The organism is Asaia sp. SF2.1 (assembly GCF_000505765.1).
Taxonomy (GTDB): Bacteria; Pseudomonadota; Alphaproteobacteria; order Acetobacterales; family Acetobacteraceae; genus Asaia; species Asaia bogorensis.
In genome coordinates this window covers 136,788-157,006 of record NZ_AYXS01000048.1, presented here as the reverse complement: position 1 = coordinate 157,006, position 20,219 = coordinate 136,788, and the positions used below count along the sequence as shown (strand labels likewise).

19 protein-coding genes and 1 pseudogene are annotated in these 20,219 nt (G+C 60.1%); 6 read left to right on the top strand and 14 right to left on the bottom strand.

Annotated elements, in window-relative coordinates; genetic code table 11:
• From P792_RS0120040 to P792_RS33525, 5 genes are all read right to left on the bottom strand, one after another.
• Positions 1-836, bottom strand: an 836-nt coding sequence (locus P792_RS0120040) for an ABC transporter permease (RefSeq protein ID WP_031241459.1), incomplete at its 3' end; no start/stop codon positions are given.
• Positions 829-2,316: a sugar ABC transporter ATP-binding protein gene (locus P792_RS33540; RefSeq protein ID WP_031241458.1), complete on the bottom strand. Its 1,488-nt coding sequence runs from the start codon at positions 2,314-2,316 to the stop codon at positions 829-831. The genes P792_RS33540 and P792_RS0120040, both read right to left, overlap by 8 nt.
• The gene (locus P792_RS33535; RefSeq protein WP_081866704.1) at positions 2,313-3,329 is read right to left on the bottom strand and encodes a substrate-binding domain-containing protein; all 1,017 of its coding nucleotides are present in this window, start codon (positions 3,327-3,329) and stop codon (positions 2,313-2,315) included. The genes P792_RS33540 and P792_RS33535 overlap by 4 nt, the downstream gene beginning before the upstream one ends.
• An 83-nt stretch (positions 3,330-3,412) precedes the next feature.
• Complete coding sequence (locus P792_RS33530; RefSeq protein WP_023979719.1) at positions 3,413-4,294, bottom strand: sugar phosphate isomerase/epimerase; 882 nt, start codon at positions 4,292-4,294, stop codon at positions 3,413-3,415.
• A complete protein-coding gene (locus P792_RS33525; protein WP_023979718.1) occupies positions 4,291-5,319 on the bottom strand; it encodes a LacI family DNA-binding transcriptional regulator in 1,029 nt (342 codons plus the stop codon). Before P792_RS33525 ends, P792_RS33530 begins: the two co-directional genes overlap by 4 nt.
• Positions 5,320-5,437: 118 nt before the next feature.
• On the opposite strand from P792_RS33525, the gene P792_RS39705 reads away from it, so the two are divergent.
• Complete coding sequence (locus P792_RS39705) at positions 5,438-5,890, top strand: putative quinol monooxygenase (protein ID WP_081866705.1); 453 nt, start codon at positions 5,438-5,440, stop codon at positions 5,888-5,890.
• Positions 5,891-6,074: 184 nt separating this feature from the next.
• On the opposite strand, the gene P792_RS33515 is transcribed toward P792_RS39705, so the two are convergent.
• From P792_RS33515 to P792_RS33505, 3 genes are all read right to left on the bottom strand, one after another.
• The gene (locus P792_RS33515; RefSeq protein WP_023979716.1) at positions 6,075-6,779 is read right to left on the bottom strand and encodes a histidine phosphatase family protein; all 705 of its coding nucleotides are present in this window, start codon (positions 6,777-6,779) and stop codon (positions 6,075-6,077) included.
• The gene (locus tag P792_RS33510; RefSeq protein ID WP_023979715.1) at positions 6,776-8,866 is read right to left on the bottom strand and encodes a hypothetical protein; all 2,091 of its coding nucleotides are present in this window, start codon (positions 8,864-8,866) and stop codon (positions 6,776-6,778) included. The genes P792_RS33515 and P792_RS33510 overlap by 4 nt, the downstream gene beginning before the upstream one ends.
• A 176-nt stretch (positions 8,867-9,042) precedes the next feature.
• The gene (locus tag P792_RS33505; protein ID WP_031241457.1) at positions 9,043-9,975 is read right to left on the bottom strand and encodes a LysR family transcriptional regulator; all 933 of its coding nucleotides are present in this window, start codon (positions 9,973-9,975) and stop codon (positions 9,043-9,045) included.
• A 164-nt stretch (positions 9,976-10,139) separates the two neighbouring features.
• On the opposite strand from P792_RS33505, the gene P792_RS33500 reads away from it, so the two are divergent.
• The 3 genes from P792_RS33500 (at position 10,140) to P792_RS33490 (ending at position 13,024) form a co-directional block, all read left to right on the top strand.
• Positions 10,140-10,910: an SDR family NAD(P)-dependent oxidoreductase gene (locus P792_RS33500; protein ID WP_023979713.1), complete on the top strand. Its 771-nt coding sequence runs from the start codon at positions 10,140-10,142 to the stop codon at positions 10,908-10,910.
• 243 nt (positions 10,911-11,153) lie between these two features.
• Positions 11,154-12,398 (top strand): aldose epimerase family protein, encoded by a 1,245-nt coding sequence (locus tag P792_RS33495; protein WP_235075518.1) that lies wholly within the window; start codon positions 11,154-11,156, stop codon positions 12,396-12,398.
• 179 nt (positions 12,399-12,577) lie between these two features.
• Positions 12,578-13,024 (top strand): DMT family transporter, encoded by a 447-nt coding sequence (locus tag P792_RS33490; RefSeq protein WP_023979711.1) that lies wholly within the window; start codon positions 12,578-12,580, stop codon positions 13,022-13,024.
• 4 nt (positions 13,025-13,028) lie between these two features.
• Here P792_RS33490 and P792_RS38055 read toward each other — a convergent pair whose 3' ends face one another.
• Positions 13,029-13,244 carry a sugar-binding domain-containing protein gene (locus P792_RS38055; protein ID WP_200863492.1) on the bottom strand — a complete coding sequence of 72 codons (216 nt, stop codon included), beginning with the start codon at positions 13,242-13,244 and terminating at the stop codon, positions 13,029-13,031.
• 138 nt (positions 13,245-13,382) lie between these two features.
• Between P792_RS38055 and P792_RS33480 the strand changes: the two genes are divergently transcribed.
• The gene (locus P792_RS33480) at positions 13,383-13,925 is read left to right on the top strand and encodes an SIS domain-containing protein (protein ID WP_035440624.1); all 543 of its coding nucleotides are present in this window, start codon (positions 13,383-13,385) and stop codon (positions 13,923-13,925) included.
• Positions 13,926-13,971: 46 nt separating this feature from the next.
• Here P792_RS33480 and P792_RS33475 read toward each other — a convergent pair whose 3' ends face one another.
• From P792_RS33475 to miaA, 5 genes are all read right to left on the bottom strand, one after another.
• Positions 13,972-15,162, bottom strand: a complete 1,191-nt coding sequence (locus tag P792_RS33475) for a cation:proton antiporter (protein ID WP_023979708.1) — start codon at positions 15,160-15,162, stop codon at positions 13,972-13,974.
• A gap of 136 nt (positions 15,163-15,298) precedes the next feature.
• Positions 15,299-16,318, bottom strand: a complete 1,020-nt coding sequence (ilvC, locus tag P792_RS33470) for a ketol-acid reductoisomerase (RefSeq protein ID WP_023979707.1) — start codon at positions 16,316-16,318, stop codon at positions 15,299-15,301.
• Entirely contained in the window at positions 16,318-16,845 is a 528-nt protein-coding gene (ilvN, locus tag P792_RS33465) for an acetolactate synthase small subunit (RefSeq protein WP_023979706.1), read from the bottom strand. Before ilvN ends, ilvC begins: the two co-directional genes overlap by 1 nt.
• Complete coding sequence (ilvB, locus tag P792_RS33460) at positions 16,845-18,641, bottom strand: biosynthetic-type acetolactate synthase large subunit (protein WP_023979705.1); 1,797 nt, start codon at positions 18,639-18,641, stop codon at positions 16,845-16,847. The genes ilvN and ilvB overlap by 1 nt, the downstream gene beginning before the upstream one ends.
• 32 nt (positions 18,642-18,673) lie before the next feature.
• Positions 18,674-19,672, bottom strand: a complete 999-nt coding sequence (gene miaA / locus P792_RS33455) for a tRNA (adenosine(37)-N6)-dimethylallyltransferase MiaA (RefSeq protein WP_023979704.1) — start codon at positions 19,670-19,672, stop codon at positions 18,674-18,676.
• Between the two features lie 41 nt (positions 19,673-19,713).
• On the opposite strand from miaA, the pseudogene P792_RS39255 reads away from it, so the two are divergent.
• A pseudogene (locus P792_RS39255) lies at positions 19,714-20,219 on the top strand (phosphoserine phosphatase SerB); the annotation flags it as partial.

The following is a 20,219-nucleotide window of genomic DNA, read 5'->3' as shown; positions in this document are numbered from 1 at the left end:
CCCAGTGTGATCCCGCCAATGGTACCGACACCACCCAATAGCGACGCCCCGCCCAGAACAGCAGCGGAGAGGACTGATAATTCCGTACCATAAAGCGCATTCGGCACCGCTTCACCTACGCGATTGGCCTGGACCAGCCCCGCTAGAGCCGCCATGAAACCGGCAAAGCCATAAGCAAAGAACTGCAGCTTCGAGATATTGAGGCCGATGCGACGCGCCGCCTCGGCATTGCCGCCCATCGCGTAAAGCTGCCTGCCGGTTCTGGACAGGGTGAGCAGGACCCAGCAGAGCAGGAGCGACACCATCATCACCACGATGGGCAAAGTGATGCGTATGAGATCGCCACCCGATGTCTCGAATTGCAGGAACGTCACGCGCTCGCTCCACCAATCGGGCAGATTATAGATGGAATGCCCACCCGTGGCGTACATCAGCAGGGCGAAATAGACATTCATGGTCGCGATGGTGATGATGATGGAATTAACACGCGCATAATGGATAAGCGCGGCGTTCAGAAAGCCCAGCCCCGTCCCAACGACAAGCCCCGCGGGAATAACGAGAAAGGGCGAGAGCCCATAACGCGTGGCCAGTAGAGCCGCGACATATTGCGCCACCGAAGCCGTCGCCGCGAAGGAGATATCGATGCCTCCTGCGATAAGCACGACGAAAAGCCCGGTGGCCATAATGGCCTGTACGGCATAGCTCTCAGTCAGATCGACGACATTCGACAGGCTGAGAAAACTTGGCGTCAACAAAGACAGGGCGGCGCCGAAAATGACAATCACACCAGCCAGCCAGAATTCAGGCCGGCTGCGCAGCGTAGCAAAATCAGGCATAGATCCGCGCCTCCAGCGCCTGTTCGGTAATGTGTGCGGGGGAGTAGTCACCCGCGATACGGCCACTGCGCATATGCAGGATGCGGTCACAGGTGGCGAAAAGCTCGATCATCTCGTCGGAGATCACGATAATACCCACACCCTGAGCGCTCAATTCGCGGATCAGATCGTAGATCCCCTCCTTGTTCTTGATGTCCACCCCCACTGTGGGGCTATCGAGGATGAGAATTCTGGGATGGGATGCAAGCCAGCGTGCCAGAATCACGCGTTGCTGGTTACCACCTGAAAGCGTGTTGATGGCATCATGCACCGAATTCAGTTTGATATTGAGCCGTGCCACCCAATCCTGGGCAAGCTGCGCGCGCGCCTGATCGGAAATATAGCCAAAACGATTGGCCAGACTTGGCAGAACGGCAACATCGAGATTATCGACGATGGATTGCTCGGCATTGATCCCGAGATTGAGCCTGTCTTCAGAGACGTAAGCCAGACCTGCTGCAAGGGCGTCCTGATTGGTCTGAAAACGACATTCCTGGCCATGAACCAGCATTTTGCCGGAATCCGGTCTGGTCATGCCGAAAAGTGAGAGGGCAAATTCGGTCCGTCCAGCTCCCAGTAGACCGGTCAGGCCCAGAACCTCGCCCTCATGCAGCGTGATCGAGACGTTTTCATACTCGCCCTTGCGCGTGAGCTGGCAGGTTTCGAGCAAGGCCGGACGAGCGCTGCAATCGCGGGGAACATGATGGGTCGCAATCTCGATCCCGGTCATGAGATGGATCAGCGTTCTCTGGTCGAGACTGGCGGCAGGATACGTACCCACCATCCGGCCATCGCGCATCACCGTGATACGCTCGGCAATGGCGGAGACCTCATCAAGGCGATGCGACACGAAGACGATCGCAATCCCCTCCGATGAGAGCTTACGCACCAGATCAAGCAGGCGGCGTACCTCGGCGCGCGTGAGCGACGCCGTGGGCTCGTCCATGAAAATCAGGCGCGCTTCACCCGCCAGGCCACGCGCAATGGCCACGATCTGTCGCTCGGCAATCGAGAGCGCATCGACAGGGCAATCCAGCGGCAGTTCATGCCCCAGACGGGACAGTATCTCCCTGGCCTTTTGCCGGATTGAGGCGCGCGGACTGAAGCCGCGCCCAAGATTGGCTTCAAAGGCGATGTTTTCAGCCACACTCAGATTGGGGAAAAGGGCGAGATCCTGAAACACCACCTGAATGCCCAGAGCACGGGCGCGCATCGGATCAAGCGGCAATACATCTCGACCACCAATGCGGATTTCGCTCCCCGGGTCGGGGGCGTGAACGCCTGATACGGCCTTGATCAGCGTGGATTTGCCGCATCCGTTTTCGCCCACGAGACAATGAATTTCGCCTTCGCGCACATCCCAATCGATCCCGCGCAGCGCCTGGAAACTGCCGAATGTCTTGTGCACATTCCGCAGTTCCAGAAAGACCGCGCCGGTCACAGCCCCAGCGCCACCAGCGCATCAATGGTCGATCGATCGATGATCTGCATCTTGGGCGCAAGAATGCTGCGCTGGGCCGGATCAACCTGCAAGGCACCGATATCGGTCAGGTCCATGCCATTGGTGATGGGCTTGTCTGTGGCCATCATCATGGCCAGACGCACGAGGGTCTGCCCAGCCAGAAGCGGGTTCCAGATATAGCCACACCGTATCGCGCCTGAGCGCACATATTTCGCCCCCTGTCCCGGCGAAAACGGTCCCACCACCGAGACAGTCCTGATCTTGCCACGCGCATCCACCGCGCGCGCAGCCCCGATCGGCCCCTGCGACCCGAAAGCAAGCACGCCGGTCAGGTCGGGATGGGCGCGCAACTGATCCATGACGGTGCGATAACTGTCATCCACGCTCTCACCGCAGCCAAAGCGATCACCAATCAGATGCATGTCGGGATATTTGGCCTTTTGTAGTGCAATAGCCGCATCGGCGCGCAGCTTGTGCTGGGGAACAGTCAGCGACCCTACGATGATGATATAACCGCCCTTGCCACCAGTGGCCTTGGCCAGCGCCTCCATATGACGCTCGCCATCTGCCGCAGGGGTGGTAAATTCCAGATCCCATTCCGCACCCTGCTGGCCGGGGCTTTCATGGCTGATGACATGAATACCTGCCGCGCGCGCGCGTTGCAGCACGGGCACCAGTGAACTGGCATCATTGGGCACGACACCGATCACATCGACCTTGCGGGCAATCAGATCCTCGATCGCGCTGACCTGCTGAGCCGCATCGGCCTGGGTGGGACCGATCATCCAGGCATTGCACCCGGCCTCCTTGCCGGCGCTCTGAATACCGCGCTCCATGGCATTGAACCACGGAATACCGCCAATCTTGGCGACGATGGCGATTTTCTTCTGGGCCCCTTCGGCATGTGCACCGGAGAAACGCGCAGAGGCAAAAGGCGTGAGAGCGGTCAGACTGGCGGCGACGCCCATGAAACCGCGACGGGAAAGGGTCATGATCTCGACCTTTTCAGAGCATCACAGGGTGTCGTCAGGACACCCTCGTGACGGGATGGGGTTCAGGAAAATAGGCCGTAGGTTCAGCGCTTTTGGCGGCCGAGCGCCTCGCGTGCCGATTTCATCTGCACGTCGGTGAAGGCCTTGGCATGGGCGGCCAGATCGCGGCTGTCCTCCCAGAGATTGCGCCAGATGCCCAGGATTCCTTCGAGCGGCTGACCGACCACAGCAGAGGAGAAGGACTCGAAGGTAATCGGTCCCTTATACTGAATGCTCTCCAGCGCGCGGAAAATGCTGGGGAAATCGACAGACCCTGAGCCTAGATAACCACGATGGGAATCTCCGGTATGGAAGTACCCCAACAGATCGCCTGCTTCACGAATAGCCTCGGCTGAATCGGCTTCCTCGATATTCATGTGATAGCAATCAAGATGCAGCTTCACGTTCGGCATCTCGACACGTTTCACATAGGCAATGGCCTGACGAGCCGTGTTGAGCACGTTGGACTCGTAGCGATTGACCACTTCCATACCCAGCGTGATACCACTGGCCTGCGCCTTCTCGGCGACGCGACGCACCACCTCGATGGAGCCGCGCACGCCATCTGCCGTGACCGGCGTCGCGTATTTCTGGAAGGCGGAATAAAGAATACCGCAGACATGGGTCGCGCCGACATCGCGCGCGAGAGACATGGCATCAAGCAGATGCGCCTCCCCGCGACGGATACGCTCGGGGTCACCAGAGGAGATATCCATATCTGCAGTCAGACCAAAGGACATGGTGATCCCAAGACGATTGGCTTCGAGTTCGCGCAGCGTGGCTGGCACGTCGAATGCCTTGAGATCCATGGTCGATGCCTCGATCAGATCGTAACCGAGTTCGGCCGTCGAGCGGATCGCCATGGCGGCGTCTTCTGGCGTCCAGCCAGCAGTCCAGACGAAAGCGTGGAGTCCAAGCTTGTTCATGAGCGTTTTCCTATTCTGGGAGGTGCGGTCGACCCGCGCACCGCAAGCGTGCAGGACACCCGGACCTGCAGATAGGCAGTGCTTTCGCCCGCAATACGTTGCATGAGGCGTGCCCAGCCCTGTGCCCCGAGCTCTTCCACCGGTTGGCGTATCGCTGTGATGGGCGGGAGCATGGCACGCATCCATGCGTAGTCATCGTAACCGATAAGCGACACGTCATCGGGCACGACATATCCGCTCTGGTGCAGGCACCGCAGCGCCCCCAGAGTGATGGAATTGGTCAGCGCAATAATCGCCGTGGGCGCGTTTTCCCCCACCAGCAAAGCGCGCAGAGACGGGATATCGTCCTCAACATGATGGCCAACTTCGAGAACCTGCGGCTCAGGCAGACCTTCACGGGCACAGAATGTCCGGATCCCGGCGCAACGCTCGCGAATATTGGCCAATGAAAGCGTCGTAGCCACAATGGCAATATGACGATGACCCAGCCCGGCAAGACAGGAAGCAGCTTCGGCGGCAGCATATTCGTTTTCTGCGGCAACCGTATCGGCCCGACAGGCAGGCGGCAAACGATCGATCACGACATAAGGCACCCCTGCCGCATCAAGCAGGAAAGAGTCCTTAAAACGATCGTCGTTGGGCAAAACAATCATGCCAGCCGGACGCCACGCCAGCAGGGCCTTGAGCCGCGAGGAGGCCAGTGCGGTATCCTCGCCAGCGCTGGCAACGATGATATCGTAACCATCACGAATTGCGCAGTCCTCGAGGCAGGCGATAATGGCCGTGAAAAACGGATTATCAAGGCTCGGCACAAGAACGCCGATGATGCGGGTGCGCCCTTCACGAAGCTGCATGGCTGCCCTGTCAGGCAGATAATTGAGGCTCTCAATGGCCGCCTCGACACGACGACGCACGGTATCGGAGACGTTTTTACGGTTGCGCACCACATTCGAAACGGTGGCTACAGAAACCTCTGCGGCTTCTGCAACATCCCGGATCGATACCTTGGCGGCCTTGCGAACCATTACGACACTCTTGGTTAAACGTTTAACCTTCTTCTTATGCGTAGATGAATCCCTGCCATCTTATAAATGACATTTCTGTCATCATTGTATTTCCGTGCCAGGTTGCGCGGTTAAGAACATGCTTTCACACGACCCGTGTGCCCGTGCGGCTGCCCGTGCGGCGCAACCCCGCGCATGTGCCTTCTGCGCCTTAGGCAGCAGGTCAGGCTTAACAACTCTGCGCTGCGCCATGCGTAAAAGGTCAGATTCCGGACCCAGCCCCAAGCGGAGAATATTCTTGTCAGCCAAGTCATGTGTAAGCGCTATTGTCACTGTCGCTGACGACCACCATTCTGCCTGCTGCACCCTCCTGCGCGACATCGCTGTTCTGGCGCGTCAGGACGCGGGATGCCTGAGATTCGTCGTTTACGAGGATCGTGAAAACAGGGGGCGATTTGCCATCAACGAAGAGTGGGAGGATGAAGTCAGCCTCCAGCACCACCTCGAAACCGACCACGTTCTCAAGGTCTTCGATGAAATTGGGAAACTCGGTGGCAAAATAGAGAATATGTGGTGCGCAATCGTGGAGTAGTCGGCAAAGGCCGGTACCTATCCCGCCGTCGCACCGCGGGTACGTGAGGAAGCTGAGATCATGATGATTCCCTGAACGGGAGCCATGAGGCCGTCTTCACGTCAGGCAGGAGACAATGCAGGCATCAGGCGGGCAGTCGTCTCCCGCACGTTGATGCGATGCCATACGCCATCAGACGGTTCCCTCAGATCGCGGGAGCAGCGGGCAGTTCGTTTACGGTCACCACACGCCAAACACCATTGATCCGCTCGATAATGGATACCGAAAGGTTCTGTATGGAAAAGCGCAGCCCCGTATCGGGGTGGACATTGAGCGCGTGGGACAGGGCAGCACGGATCGCCCCGCCATGACTCACCACAACCGTATCCTGACCAGCATGACGATCAGCCATTTCGTCGAGCGAATGGCCAACACGGGCGCAGACATCAAGCATGCTTTCGCCGCCCGGCGGCTGCTCGGAGGCTGAGAGTGACCAGAAATTATGGGCGGTCTGACGCAGCTTCAACGGGAGTTCCTGATGGGGCAGATTATGCCACTCCCCCATAGATTGCTCGGTAAAGCGCGGCTCGATGGTCATGGTGCGGGGGCCATACCCGGCCTCGAAAATAGCGCGTGCCGTGTCCTGCGCCCGTTTGAGGGGTGAGACGACCCAGTTGGCCTCTGCAGGAAGACGACGCCCAAGCGCCGTATAATAGGGCACCTGCAATGCCAGATGCTCGGTGCAGAGCTCGACATCCATCGAGCCATAGACACGCATCCGGGCCGAGGCCTCAACAATGGCATGACGGATCAGCCAAAAGCGGGTGACGCCCGATGGCAGCTGCATGGAATCGAGAAAATTACCATGGGCCTTGGGGGCGGTAGCAGGGGCCTTGTCAGTCTGGGTCATGAGGCACGGGGCTTTCTCGGCTGGTGGGCATAAGGGGCATAGCGCGGCTGCGGGTCGACCGGCGCGAGGCGGGTCCAGTGATCGAGGATGACCGTGATCTTTGCCAGAGCTCGACGCACATCGGCAAATTCACGCTCCAGCCGAACAGCATTGGGCAGACCGGCATGGGACGGCTCGCCCGAAACCAGACGCGCCCCGGCGCAAAGGCGCAGCGCCCCGGCATTCTCGCCACCAAGGGCCGGATGGGGCACAGGCACGGGCTGACCCAGATGACACAGGAGAGGCGCAAGGTCCTCACCCGGCACCCAGGGAGAAAGATCCGCGTTCAGCCAGCGATGCAGAGCGCGCGACCTTTCGAGATCGAGCGGTTTCTCCAGATGGTCAGGGTCGTGCACCAGAAAGGAGAATACGGTCGGGATCGTATCCCACAGGACCTCGCCTTGCACGTCGCGCCGGTCCAGAGACGGCATGGTGAGCAGGGTCAGCGCAGGATGGGCCGCGATTACCTCATGGGCATGGCGCTCGAAGCGACGCAGCGTATCGACAATCTGCTCAGCCGGTACAGCGGCAAAAGCCTCGCTCTCGGCAAGGGCAGCCTGCCAGCGCAGGGCGAGGCCAAGATTGCCATCGCAGCCAAGCGGCGTGGGCGACGCCGTATGGGGCCAGTCACATTGATGGAAATAGGCGGCAAGCCCCTGCGGCAGGCTGAAATGCGGGAGGGCTGCCGTAAAGGAATCCGGCAGCAGGATCGCGCCGCAGAAAGGCGGTCCGGTAAGGAATTTGGAGCCCGTGGTCATGACAAGCATGCCGGCGCGCACGAGAGAGGTGATCCGATGCGGTGCCAGCCGGGCCTGACAGGCATCGACAACGAGCGTGATCCGCTCGGGGTAGCTGGCCGCGAGGCGACACAGCATGTCGGTACAAGGCCCAACCAGCCCGGTCTTTGACATATCGAGCTGATGCAGGATGACATGATGCCCGGCTTCAAGCTCCTCTCTCACCCCGGCCTCAACCTCCTTGTTGAGATCGGCGCAGGTTCGTGGTGTGCCATCAGCCAGACGTATGGCAATGCCGCGTATGGTCGTCTCGGCAGGAAAGCCTTCAAGATGACGGGCCTTGTCGGCCGAACTGCCCAAGGCGGTTCCGGCAGCAAAATGCCGTCCCTGCGCCGCCAGCGGAACACCACTGCCCGTTTCATCGGGCGCGATCAGGATATTGACGATGGCACGCCCCTGCGCACGCATCAGCCCCATGGCCAGCACGGCCAGTTCGCAATCCGTGCCCGATGCGGCAAGGATGACATTGTCGCGTGATCCCAGCCCGTAAAGCGCGGCGATCTTCTGACGCACCTGCAAACACGCCGCCTCGCGGGATGCCGCACCATCCCTACCGATCAGCGCATCCAGCACAAAAGCGCGCCTTGCCCGCTCGGCCCCCAGATATCCCCGCTCGGACAGGGATGACGCGGTGGAGGAGGAGAATGTCACCGCCCAGGGACGGGGCCGATGGGAACACCCGTACCGGTTCAACCCGGTTTCAGGGTTGATGACGAGACGTTCGTCGCCGCCATCGGCCATCAGATATTCAGCGGGGGCCAGACACGACCAGAGTGGAGCAAGGCGGGTAACAAGACCATGACTGTCGCAGCCATCGCGCAGGATTTCAGGCGCGGCATCAGGCAAAAACTGCGTCAGGGCGGGCCATAGCGCCGCAAGGCGCTCGGGCGGCGGCGGCTGGCTGACAGCAAAGTCGCTCAGCCATGTCAGTTCGGGCGGTAGATGGGGCGTGACACAATCGAGACGATGAAAAAGGGCGGCCACGCGCGCAGCGACCACGATGGCGACAGCCTGATCGTCAACAGGCAGTCCCCGGCACAGGAAATCCAGTTCAAGCGCGTAGCGCAGCAAGATTGGCGCGATATCCGGATGCCCGAAGGCAATGGCACCGAGGGTGATTGACCGATCCGAAACAATGAAGGGCCGTGTCAGGCGGGGCGACAGATTGAAGACGACCTGATCGGACAGGGTTTGCAGGTCAGGCCGGTCCAGTGCCGCCAACAGGCTGTCTGTAATGTCTTCTGCCAACACGCCGCTTTTCCCCCTTTGAAGCGGTGGTTTATAGCCCAACCCCGGATGAACCCCAAATCACCGAATGTCACAGATTGCCCTGCCTGTCGGGCTCACGACATCCATGCGGCAATCATCATTGCGGCGAGAGATACCCCCACATCCGGTCTTTCCGCCCTCCCGGTCGAGCCTGAAACTCATACTTCCTCAGGCATCATGCCCTGAGGAATGATGGGTAGTTGTTGCCGGCATAAAGCGATCAGTCTTTCCCTGAACCAGCGATGAGCCGGATCGGCAGAAAGTCTCGGGTGCCAGAGTGCAGAAATGGTAATGGCAGGCGTCTCAAACGGCAGGTCGAAAACACGAAGCCTCTGATCAGCCCGGATGGATGATCCCGGCACAAGCGCCACCAGATTGGTGGCGGAGGCCAGACGCAGGACATCATCGAAGGCGGGCACCACCACTTTCACCGTGCGGGTCAGGCCCTGCTGTGCCAACGCCCGGTCGACGGGCCCCGCTGCGCTTCCGTGGCGCGAGGCCACAACATGATGGCATTGTGCATAGCGTCCAGCCGTCACAGGGCCATCGAAAAGAGCGTGGGTACGCGCCGCCACCCCATAAAACCGGTCATGGAATAGGGTCTTCATGCGCATCTCGGGTCCGAAATCACCACGACCGATGACGCCCACCTCCAGATCTACCGTCCCTTCCCGCATGGATGTCGCTTCCTTGCTGCGCCTTGGCAGAAAGACGAGATTCACCCCCGGTGCCTCTGAGAGGAACACCTGCACCAGCCGCGTTGCGCAGGCCTCGATGAAGCCTTCATTTGTCCGCAGCGTGAACTGCCGCTCCAGCGTCCGAGGGGTAAAACCCGCCTGCACAGGCGAGAGGAGTGCCTGTGCCTGCATCGCCACCTCCCGCACGGACTCACCCAGTGCAAGCGCGTGCGGCGTTGGCACAAGCCCCCGGCCACCGCGCACCAGAAGAGGGTCGCCTGTACTCTCGCGCAGCCGCATGAGCGTGCGGCTCATTGCTGAAGGACTAAGGCCCAAGCGCCCTGCCGCCTTTACGACGCTGCGCTCTGACAGGAGGGCATCAAGCGCAATCAGAAGATTGAGATCCATTTTCATCACCTGGTGGTCTTTCCGGATGTCGGGTCCGCGGCGGTCCAACATATCTAACCTTGCTGAAGAGGCGTTTGGTGCACTGTTAAGTTGCATGCGGTGCGTCTGGCGCAATTGCTAGGGTCACCGCATTTCTGGCCGGTCTCGAAACCGTGCAAGGAATTCCCGGCATGAGCGACTTCAATTCTCCCGCCCGCCCCCCTCATCTGCTTCTGATCGGCGCCTCACGTGGTTTAGGCCTGGCCCTTGCCGAAGAATTCCTGATGCGAGGCTGGGAAGTTACCGCGACCATACGTGGGAATCCGGGTGCTGACCTTCGTCAGTTGGTCGCACGCTTCGCGCCCTGGCTACATATCGAAAAGCTCGACATGACCGAGGCGCACATGATCGAAGCCCTACGGTCTCGTCTGAGTAGCTCGTTGACCTCTGCTGTGTCCGAAGGTCCGGCTCATCTGGCAACACCTCTCAAGATACCCCGCTTCGACATGCTGTTCGTCAATGCAGGGACGACAAATGCCCAGCCCGATCAGCCCATCGGTCAGGTAAGCAGCTCGGATTTCATGCAAGTCATGATGACCAATGCCCTCGCCCCCATGCGCGTGATCGAGACACTGGAGTCTCTCGTGACCCCGCAGGGACTGATAGGGGTGATGTCTTCAGGACAGGGCAGCGTCAGCAATAATAACGCGGGACGGCGTGAGCTCTATCGGGGCAGCAAGGCGGCACTGAACCAGTTCATGCGCTGCTACGACGCCCGTATCGGCCGGTCACGCCCCCTCGCGCTCATTGCTCCTGGCTGGGTGCGTACGTCACTGGGTGGGCCTGATGCACGTTTCTCGATTGGGGAGAGCATTCCCGGTGTGGCGGATGTCCTGATTGCCCATCAAACCGGCAGCGGCCTCATCTATCGCGATTTCAAGGGCCGTGATGTTCCCTGGTGAGGCTTTCCCGCTTGAGGGATTGCGCGCCCGTGGGGGAAGAACAAGGCGATATCAAGGTAGAAACAGATATGAAACGATAGCGGAACATGTATTGGACGCGCCTGCACAACAGGAATATGTTGCGTATGTAACGTTTCATGTGACGCTATACTCAGTATCCGGAGATCTCCCCAGCCCCGATACAAGCCAACGGGCAGCCGGACCATACAGTGGCGTCAGCGAGGTTTCACCATGTGCAGTCCAGTGACAAACAAGACGCCGACCGACAAGAGCGATACCTCGAACCGCGATGAGGCGCGCGGAACATCGCGCACCCGGCGATCGGCGCGGCCGATCATGGCTATTGCCTCAGGCAGTCTTGCCGCTGCCCTCTCCCTGGCTCCTGCCCACGCCGCAACCATGAGCGCATCACCATTTGGCACGACGCAGGCCGGGCAAAAGGTCGAAACCTATACCTTGAGCGCCCCTAACGGCGTGGAAGTGACCATCATGACTTATGGTGGAGTCATTTTGCGCATCATGGCCCCTGATCGTGAAGGCAAACGCGACAACGTGGTGCTCGGCTATGCGTCGCTCGCCGAGTATGAGGCCAAAAGCCGGGCCAATGGGGTGTTCTTCGGCGCGACAATCGGACGTTATGCCAATCGCATTGCGAAAGGTCGCTTTACACTCGATGGTCATGATTACGCAGTGCCGGTCAATAACGGCCCGAACTCATTGCATGGCGGCAAGGACGGGTTCGACCGGCGTATCTGGAAAGCCCATGAGATCGCCCGCTCTGGCAAGAAGGTAGGCGTTGCCCTCTCCCTGATCAGCCCGGACGGTGATCAGGGTTATCCCGGTGCGTTGAATGCGACGGTCACCTATACGCTCGACGATCAGGGCGCACTGGGTATCGAATACAAAGCGACCACATCCAGGCCTACCGTGCTCAATCTAACCAATCACTCCTACTTTAACCTCGCCGGGGCGGGATCGCAGGACGGTATTTTCGGCCAGATGCTGCAGATCGAGGCGCATCATTATACCCCGACAGATTCGACCCTCATCCCGACGGGCGAAATTGCTTCCGTCGTCGGAACACCTTTCGATTTCACCACAGCAAAGCCAATCGGGCGCGACATACGCCTCGCCAATGCACAGCTGCTCATGGCGCATGGCTATGACCATAACTGGGTGGTTGATGACTCTTCATCACCAGACGGCCTCAGACACGTCGCCACGCTCTGGGACCCGAAAAGCGGTCGCAGCATGGAGTGCCTGAGCACCGAACCGGGGGTGCAGGTCTATACCTCCAATTTTCTTGACGGCTCGGACTCAGGAAACGGCCATATCTTTCGCCAGAGTGACGCTGTCACCTTTGAAACCCAGCATTTTCCCGACAGTCCCAATCAGCCGAATTTCCCCTCAACACGGCTGAACCCGGGGCAGGTTTTTCAGAGCCGTACGGTCTTCCGCTTCGGGCTGCATGAAAGTGACGGGAAGTGACTACCGTTGAAACGCACGAAGGTCCGCTTGATTTCAGGAAATGAGCAGGAAGCAAATCCTGTGATGCCGCGTTGAGCCCTGGACGTAGCGCCTGGTTTGGCAGGCGCTATGAACCACCGGCCACGCAGACGGCATGAGCTTTTGCCCGATGGCGTCGCCTTCTCAGTTGAGAGGTTGTCATGAACGCTGCCTGGGCTCTCCCCTTAATCCTCATTGCCGGGGCGCTTCAGGCGCTGGGTGCCACCATGAACGGGGCATTGGCGAAATCCCTCGTCAATCCGTGGCTCGCGACCTCGGTTTCGTTTCTGCTCGTGCTGTTTCTGGCCATCGGTCTGTTTGCCTGCATGCCGCGCCCGCTGCCCAGCGCGGGTGATCTGACCGGTATGCCCTGGTGGGCGCCGCTTGGCGGCATCACGGGGGCCGTGGCCGTGTTCGCGGGGCTTCTTCTTATCCAGAAACTGGGTGCCGGGCCGGTCAATGGACTGACCATCACCGCCAATCTCGTGACCAGCCTGCTGATCGATCATTTCGGACTTCTGCGCATGGAAGTGCACAGCCTCAACCCCTATCGCATCACCGGCGCGGCGCTGATGATCGCAGGGGTCGCGCTGATCGCACGGTTTTAAACTCTTAACCGAGCAAAAACGCTGCGGTGTCGCGATCTGTCACCAGTGACGTGACGATACCGCTGCGCAAGGCCGCCAAAATGGCGTGATGCTTATCCGGGCCGCCCGCAACCGCAATCACATGGGGGATCGCGCGCAACACGGAGAATGTAATGAAGAGGGTCCGCTCGGCGAGGGAAGTCTGAATGCCCTCGTCACGGCGAGATTCGATCTCGACCATGTACAGGACGCGCTCGAAGCGACCTTCGACCCAACATCGCTCAAGCCTGTCGTTTATTTGTGAGACGGGCGGGGCTCTGCCCCGCTCCCCGGAAAGGGGCTCGCCCCTTTCATCACATTTCGCTGTAGGGATCATGATATGGCACCCCCTTCCACCGAACGCGCCGTAGCCTTTGTGCGTGACGAAACGGCCAAGCTGCTGGAAACACTGTCAGGGCAGGAACTGAAAAATTTCAGCGCGGCCCTGATGCGCCGAACGGGACGACTTTTCTTCACTGGGCAGGGCCGCTCCGGGCTCATCGCTCAAATGGCAGCGATGCGCTGCATGCATCTCGGCTTGCAGGCTCATGCTGTGGGTGAGGTTAAAGCGCCAGCCATACGTGGCGACGATAGCCTTGTCGTCTTTTCCGGCTCTGGCACGACACCAGTATCGCTGCATTTTGCACGCATCGCCCAACAGCTTGGCGCTTCCATCCTGGTGATCACACGTGAGACCGAAAGCCCGCTGGCGTGCATGGCCGATCACACCCTGATCATCCCGGCTCAGGGCTCAGCACAATTTGCAGGCAGTCTATTCGAACAAGGCGCCCTACTCGCTTTCGACGCCCTCATCGCCGCAATCGTCGCAGAACACTTCATCGCCTTCGACGCCATGCAGGGACGGCATACAAATCTGCAGTAATGCCGCCGAGTATGTTCTTGGAGATAAACTGACCGACTGGAGACAATCAGCTCAGTTGCAACCGTTTCAGTCGAGACGAAACCATCGGGATGGTCAGCATTGTGCTGCCAAGCGCCATGAGGAGCAGTGCCGTGAAGGTACTGTTTGTGATGATATGCCGGTCCAGAAGCACATTGGCAAAAATAATCATGATCAGGGCTTTTGTCTGAAGCAGCCAGCCAAGCGTGGTCGCCTCGCCTTTGGGCCAGCCGAGCACTCTGCCCGCAATCTGCACACCGATCAGCTTGCCACCCACCGAGGCGCATAACAGCAAGGCGGCAGCGGCAAAGACAGCCCCACCACCTATGGTCCATTCGGTGCGCAAACCGGTCGACAGGAAGAAAACCGGCATGATTGTCAAAAGCACAAAATGCCGGAAACGGTCCATGTCTTCCTGCCTGAACCAGGCAGCATCAAACACCGCGCCCGAAAGGAAGGCACCCACCATGAAATGGAGCCCGGCCCAATCAGCCGCAAAACCGCATCCTGCAAGCCAGACGAGGCCAAGATACCAGCGGTCCTGCTCTGCAACGCGGGCCATGAGCGTGCGAAACGCCAGGGTGGCCAGACCGAAAAGGACCAGAAAGCCCAGCTGGCGCCCCATACGCTCCCAGTCGAGCAGAATGACTGCCAGAACGCCCCAGATGGCCACATCGTCCAGACTGGCATAACGCAGGATACGCTGCCCGAACGGCGTCCGCAGGATGGAGAGTTTTTCGAGAAACAGAACAAGGATCGGCAAAGCCGTCACGGCACAGGCAATACCGATACCAAGAACGACCTGCCAGCTCGCCCCTGCTGCCCCCCTCCACCCCGGATAATGAAGCATCAACAGCGCTGCCAGACTGCCCGTTACTAGAGGGACAGCCAGCGCAAGCCCTGCCGTCAGCCCGGTTTCGCCGCGACGACGCCATGCTTCGCGGATATCCAGCTCGATACCCGCAACCCAGACGAACATCATGACCGCCCACCAGGCAATGCCGTTCAGGGCCGTGATCGTGCCGGGCGTAAAAACGGTCTTGTAGTAATCGGGGCAGAACGCCCCCAGCACGCCGGGGCCAAGCAGAATACCGCCGATAATCTGCACCACCACGAGAGGGGCCCAGAAATCGGTACGCAGCAGGCGCCAGACGAGATAGGGCAGCGCATAGATCACCAGCATCGCAATCAGAAAGATTTCGGTGGGTGTTCTTGGCACTGGTTTATCCTCGCACTGGTATTTTCACTGGCAGCCTACCAGATCTTCTAGAAGAAACCCCGTCATCGCCAAGCATAAAAAAAGCGGGGACCGAAGCCCCCGCTTTTCCATTTCCGATCCCGAAAGGGACAGAAGATCAGTTCTTGGCCTTGTCGACCAGCTTGCCCTTGGCAATCCAGGGCATCATGCCACGCAGCTTTTCGCCGGTCTTTTCGATCTGGTGAACATCGTTGCGAGCGCGGATGGCCTTGAAGCCGACGCCGCCGGACTGGTTTTCCAGAATGAAGTTGCGCACGAAGGTGCCGTCCTGGATGTCGGTCAGAACGCGCTTCATCTCGGCTTTGGTTTCAGCCGTCACGATGCGCGGGCCGGTGACATATTCACCGTACTCGGCCGTGTTCGAGATCGAGTAGTTCATGTTGGCAATGCCGCCTTCGTAGATCAGATCCACGATCAGCTTCATTTCATGCAGGCACTCGAAATAGGCCATTTCGGGAGCGTAGCCGCCCTCGACCAGCGTTTCGAAACCGGCGCGGATCAGCTCGACCAGACCACCGCAAAGCACGGCCTGCTCACCGAACAGATCGGTTTCGACCTCCTCCTTGAAGCTGGTCTCGATGATTCCGGCGCGACCGCCACCATTGGCCGAAGCGTAGGACAGGGCGATTTCAAGCGCCTGACCCGTTGCGTTCTGGGCAACAGCCACGAGCGACGGCACGCCGCCACCCTTCTGGTACTCGGAGCGAACCGTGTGGCCGGGGCCCTTCGGTGCCACGAGGAACACGTCCAGATCGGGACGGGCTTCGATGATGCGGAAATGGATCGACAGACCATGCGCAAAAACGAGCGCTGCGCCGTGCTTCAGGTTCTTTTCGAGCGACTCCTTGTAGAGTGCGCCCTGGCCTTCGTCAGGCGTCAGAACCATCACGACATCGGCCCAGGCCGCAGCGTCGGCAGGGGTCATGACCTTGAAGCCAGCGCCTTCGGCCTTGGCAACAGCCGATGATTCGGGACGCAGGCCGATGACCATATCGGTCACGCCGCTGTCCTTCAGGTTGTTGGCATGGGCATGGCCCTGGCTGCCGTAACCGATGATGGCAACCTTCTTGCCTTTGATCAGGCCCAGATCACAGTCACGATCATAATAGACGCGCATCAGAAAGACTCCTCGATGGATTGAAAGACTTCGGTACCACGGCCTATAGCGGCGATTCCGGTCCGGGACACTTCCGCAAGACCAAGCGGTTGCATCAATTCGACGAAAGCATCGATCTTCTCGGCGCTTCCCGTCAGTTCAAAAACAAAAGACCCTGCCGTCGTATCGACAGCATGAGCGCGAAATGCCTGGGCAATACGCATGCCCTCGGTACGCATCTCGCCCTTGCTGACAACCTTGATCAGCGCCAGCTCACGGGCCACATGCGGCCCGCTCTCGGTCAGGTCACGCACACCATGCACCGGGATCAGGCGCGCAAGCTGCGCCTTGATCTGGGCAATCACCATTTCGGTGCCCGAGGTCACAATGGTGATACGCGAGAGGTTGCGCGTGGCATCGATGGCAGAAACGGTCAGGCTTTCGATATTGTAGCCTCGCCCGGAGAACAGACCGACGACGCGGGCCAGGGCGCCGCTCTCGTTTTCGATCAGAACCGCAATGACGGCTCTCTGGATATCCTGTGCCATCAGACCAGCATCATGCCTTCTTGAGTAATCCGGGCCGCATTGGCTTCCTGATCGGGGCCAAGCAGCATCTCGTTATGCGGGGCGCCCGACGGGATCATCGGGAAGCAGTTTTCGTCCTGCGCCACACAGATATCTGCCACCACCGGGCCGTCATGGCGCAGCATCTCGTCAATCACGCCATCCAGCTCGCCCACGCAGGTGGCGCGCAGCCCCTTGCCGTGGAAGGCTTCGGCCAGACGAATGAAGTCGGGCAGCGCCTCGCTGTAGGATTGCGAATAGCGCGAGCCATGCAGCAATTCCTGCCACTGGCGCACCATGCCCATATAGCGGTTGTTCAGGATGAACAGCTTCACCGGCAGGCGATACTGCGCCATGGTGCCGAGCTCCTGAATATTCATGAGCGTCGAGGCCTCACCGGCAATATCGATCACCAGCGCATCGGGATGCGCCACCTGCGCACCCACAGCGGCAGGCAGGCCATAACCCATCGTGCCAAGGCCGCCAGAGGTCAGCCAGCGATTAGGCTTGTCGAACTGGAAATGCTGCGCCGCCCACATCTGATGCTGGCCGACTTCCGTGCTCACGAATGTATCGCGCCCAAGCGCCTGCGTGGCTTCATAAAGGCGGCGAATGGCATATTGCGGGCGGATGATGGCGCTCGGAGCCTGATCCTGAACGAAACCGAAGGAGTCCAGCGCGCGCCAGCCCTCGATCTGCGCCCACCAGGGGCTCAGATCCTGCCCTTCGCCATCCCAGGCCGCCAGCAGCGCCTCGATGGTGCGTCCGACATCGCCAACCAGCGGCACATCCACGCGAATGATCTTGTTGATCTGCGAGGGATCGATATCGGCGTGAACTTTGAACGAATTGGGCGAGAACGCATCGACGCGCCCCGTCACACGGTCATCGAAGCGCGAGCCGAGCGCGATCAGCAGGTCGCAGCCATGTGTAGCCAGATTGGCCTCGTAGCTGCCGTGCATACCCAGCATGCCCAGAAACTGACGGTCTGTCGTCGGGAAGGCGCCCAGACCCATCAATGTGGACGTGACCGGGAAGTTGGTGCGACGGGCAAGCTCGCGCAGACCTTCCGACGCCTTGGGGCCCGCATTGATCACGCCGCCACCCGTATAAAGAAGCGGACGCTTGGCGCGCTTCATGGCAGCGATGGTCTGGCGGATTGCCTCGCCGTCAGCATCGAGATTCGGACGATAGGGGCGATGCAGACGGCCCTCGCCCGGGGCCGGCAGAGGCGCATTGCCGACCGAGATATCCTTGGGCAGGTCAATCAGCACAGGGCCGGGGCGGCCACCGGCCGCCACCTCGAACGCCTCGCGCACGATCGGTGCCAGATCCTGACCACGACGTACCAGATAATTGTGCTTGGTGGCCGGACGCGTGATGCCGGTCGTATCGGCTTCCTGAAACGCGTCATTGCCGATCAGCGCTGTGGGCACCTGGCCGCACAGGCAGATCAGCGGGATGGAATCCATCAGCGCATCGACCAGACCCGTCACGGCATTGGTGGCACCAGGGCCGCTGGTGACCAGCACAACGCCGACCTTGCCGGTCGAGCGCGCATAGGCTTCAGCCGCATGAACGGCGGCCTGCTCATGGCGCACCAGAACGTGGCGGATATGATCCTGCTTGAACAGTGCATCATAGATGGGCAGCACCGCGCCGCCGGGATAGCCGAAAATGACCTCGACGCCCTGCTCCACAAGCACGCGCAGGAGCACCTCGGCACCATTGAGCGGCGCTGTCGAAGTTTTTCCGGTCTGCTGTGTTGACGCGTTCATGTGAGCGCACCCCTTTCATTGAGCGGGCGGGTTTATGACGGGATTGAGGATTCGTCAATGGTCGATTGTATGAAAGTTGCTATTTTTTCGAATTCTCTTTCCGAAAATTGCGTACTCTCGTCATATCTTTGCAAGGAAATCATGCAATCCTGCTCTGCGCCCAGCGCATGGTGATTAAACCACGTGGCCTGACGTCGCGTGTACTGCCCCGTGGCGATCACTGCACGGGATATCGCTTCCTCCAGCCCCAGGGTTCCGGCAACAACGGCGCTCAGCTCCGGCACACCATGCGCCCGCATGGCGGGTAGAGCGGGCGAAAGCCCCCGTGCCACAAGGCGTTGCACTTCCTCCATCGCCCCCCGTTCCATCATGCGTGAGAACCGTTCCGCAATCGCTGCACGCAGCGCCTCACGGGGTGGATGAAGCCTTACGGAGACAAAGCGAAACGGGGCGGGCGGCAGGCCGGGCTGGTTGCGCCAGTACGAAAGCCCGTGCCCTGTGCCACGCAACACCTCCAGCGCACGGGCCACACGCTGCCCATCGCCTGGCCTCAGCGTCTGGGCTGTAGCAGGATCATCCTGCATCAGCAGGGCATGAGCGGCCTCGCTCCCCTCTTGCTCCACAAGGGCACGCGCCCAGTTGCGTGCGGCATCGCCGGGTTCGGGCACCTCGACCAGACCATCAAGCAAGGCCCGCAGATACATGCCTGTGCCGCCACACAGGATTGGCAGCCGGCCCTGCGCCCGTGCCGCCTGCATTTCCGCCAGTGCGGCCTCGCGCCACCACGCCACACTGCCCGGTCGTGCCGCATCCAGTACGCCGTAGAGACGATGCGGCGCACGCGCTTCGTCCTGTTCATCGGGGCGGGCGGTCAGCACATGCAGATCCTCATAGACCTGCATGGAATCGGCATTGATGACGGTGCCTCCAAAGCGCTCCGCCAACCCAAGCGCCAGCGCCGACTTGCCGGAACAGGTCGGTCCCGCCACAATAAGGGCCACCGGGGCCAGGGCAATCGACGCGTCAGCCATTCTGTCTTGCTGTCCCAAGCGTTTCTACCAGATGGGCCAAGATGACCTTACCTTACGTTCTCGTTCTCGTTGCCGACCCTGCACAGGGCACCCTGTCCAAAGATGCCATCGACATTGCGCGGAACATGGTCAAGGGCAAGAACCCCATCGTGCTTTCGCCGGGCGAAGCCGTCGAAATCCCCTGCCCTACCCCGGCACCGGGCGCACCAACCATCGCGACCATCCGCGCAACACTGGCCCGTCATAAGGTGGATGCCCTGCTGGTCAAGACACGCGGCCGTCGCAAGGCTGTGCTCGTAGCTGATATGGACAGCACCATTCTGGACGGTGAAACCCTCGATGAGGTCGCAGCCCTGCTGGGCGTGGGTAACGCCGTCGCCCAGCTCACCCTCGACACCATGAACGGCAAACTGGATTTCGAGGAGTCCCTGCGGACACGTGTCGCACTTCTGGAAGGCAAATCCGCCTCCTGCCTCGAAGAAGTCTGGCAAAATTCAAGGCTCAATACGGGTGCCCGTACGCTTGTGCAGACCATGCACGCCCATAA

Coding starts and splice junctions, on each gene's coding strand:
- P792_RS33535 (WP_081866704.1), bottom strand. CDS start 3,329: ATGACCCTTTCCCGTCGCGGTTTCATGGGCGTCGCCGCCAGTCTGACC.
- P792_RS33530 (WP_023979719.1), bottom strand. CDS start 4,294: ATGAACAAGCTTGGACTCCACGCTTTCGTCTGGACTGCTGGCTGGACG.
- P792_RS33525 (WP_023979718.1), bottom strand. CDS start 5,319: ATGGTTCGCAAGGCCGCCAAGGTATCGATCCGGGATGTTGCAGAAGCC.
- P792_RS39705 (WP_081866705.1), top strand. CDS start 5,438: ATGCTTTCACACGACCCGTGTGCCCGTGCGGCTGCCCGTGCGGCGCAA.
- P792_RS33515 (WP_023979716.1), bottom strand. CDS start 6,779: ATGACCCAGACTGACAAGGCCCCTGCTACCGCCCCCAAGGCCCATGGT.
- P792_RS33505 (WP_031241457.1), bottom strand. CDS start 9,975: ATGAAAATGGATCTCAATCTTCTGATTGCGCTTGATGCCCTCCTGTCA.
- P792_RS33500 (WP_023979713.1), top strand. CDS start 10,140: ATGAGCGACTTCAATTCTCCCGCCCGCCCCCCTCATCTGCTTCTGATC.
- P792_RS33490 (WP_023979711.1), top strand. CDS start 12,578: ATGAACGCTGCCTGGGCTCTCCCCTTAATCCTCATTGCCGGGGCGCTT.
- P792_RS38055 (WP_200863492.1), bottom strand. CDS start 13,244: ATGGTCGAGATCGAATCTCGCCGTGACGAGGGCATTCAGACTTCCCTC.
- P792_RS33480 (WP_035440624.1), top strand. CDS start 13,383: ATGGCACCCCCTTCCACCGAACGCGCCGTAGCCTTTGTGCGTGACGAA.
- ilvC (WP_023979707.1), bottom strand. CDS start 16,318: ATGCGCGTCTATTATGATCGTGACTGTGATCTGGGCCTGATCAAAGGC.
- ilvN (WP_023979706.1), bottom strand. CDS start 16,845: ATGGCACAGGATATCCAGAGAGCCGTCATTGCGGTTCTGATCGAAAAC.
- ilvB (WP_023979705.1), bottom strand. CDS start 18,641: ATGAACGCGTCAACACAGCAGACCGGAAAAACTTCGACAGCGCCGCTC.
- miaA (WP_023979704.1), bottom strand. CDS start 19,672: ATGGCTGACGCGTCGATTGCCCTGGCCCCGGTGGCCCTTATTGTGGCG.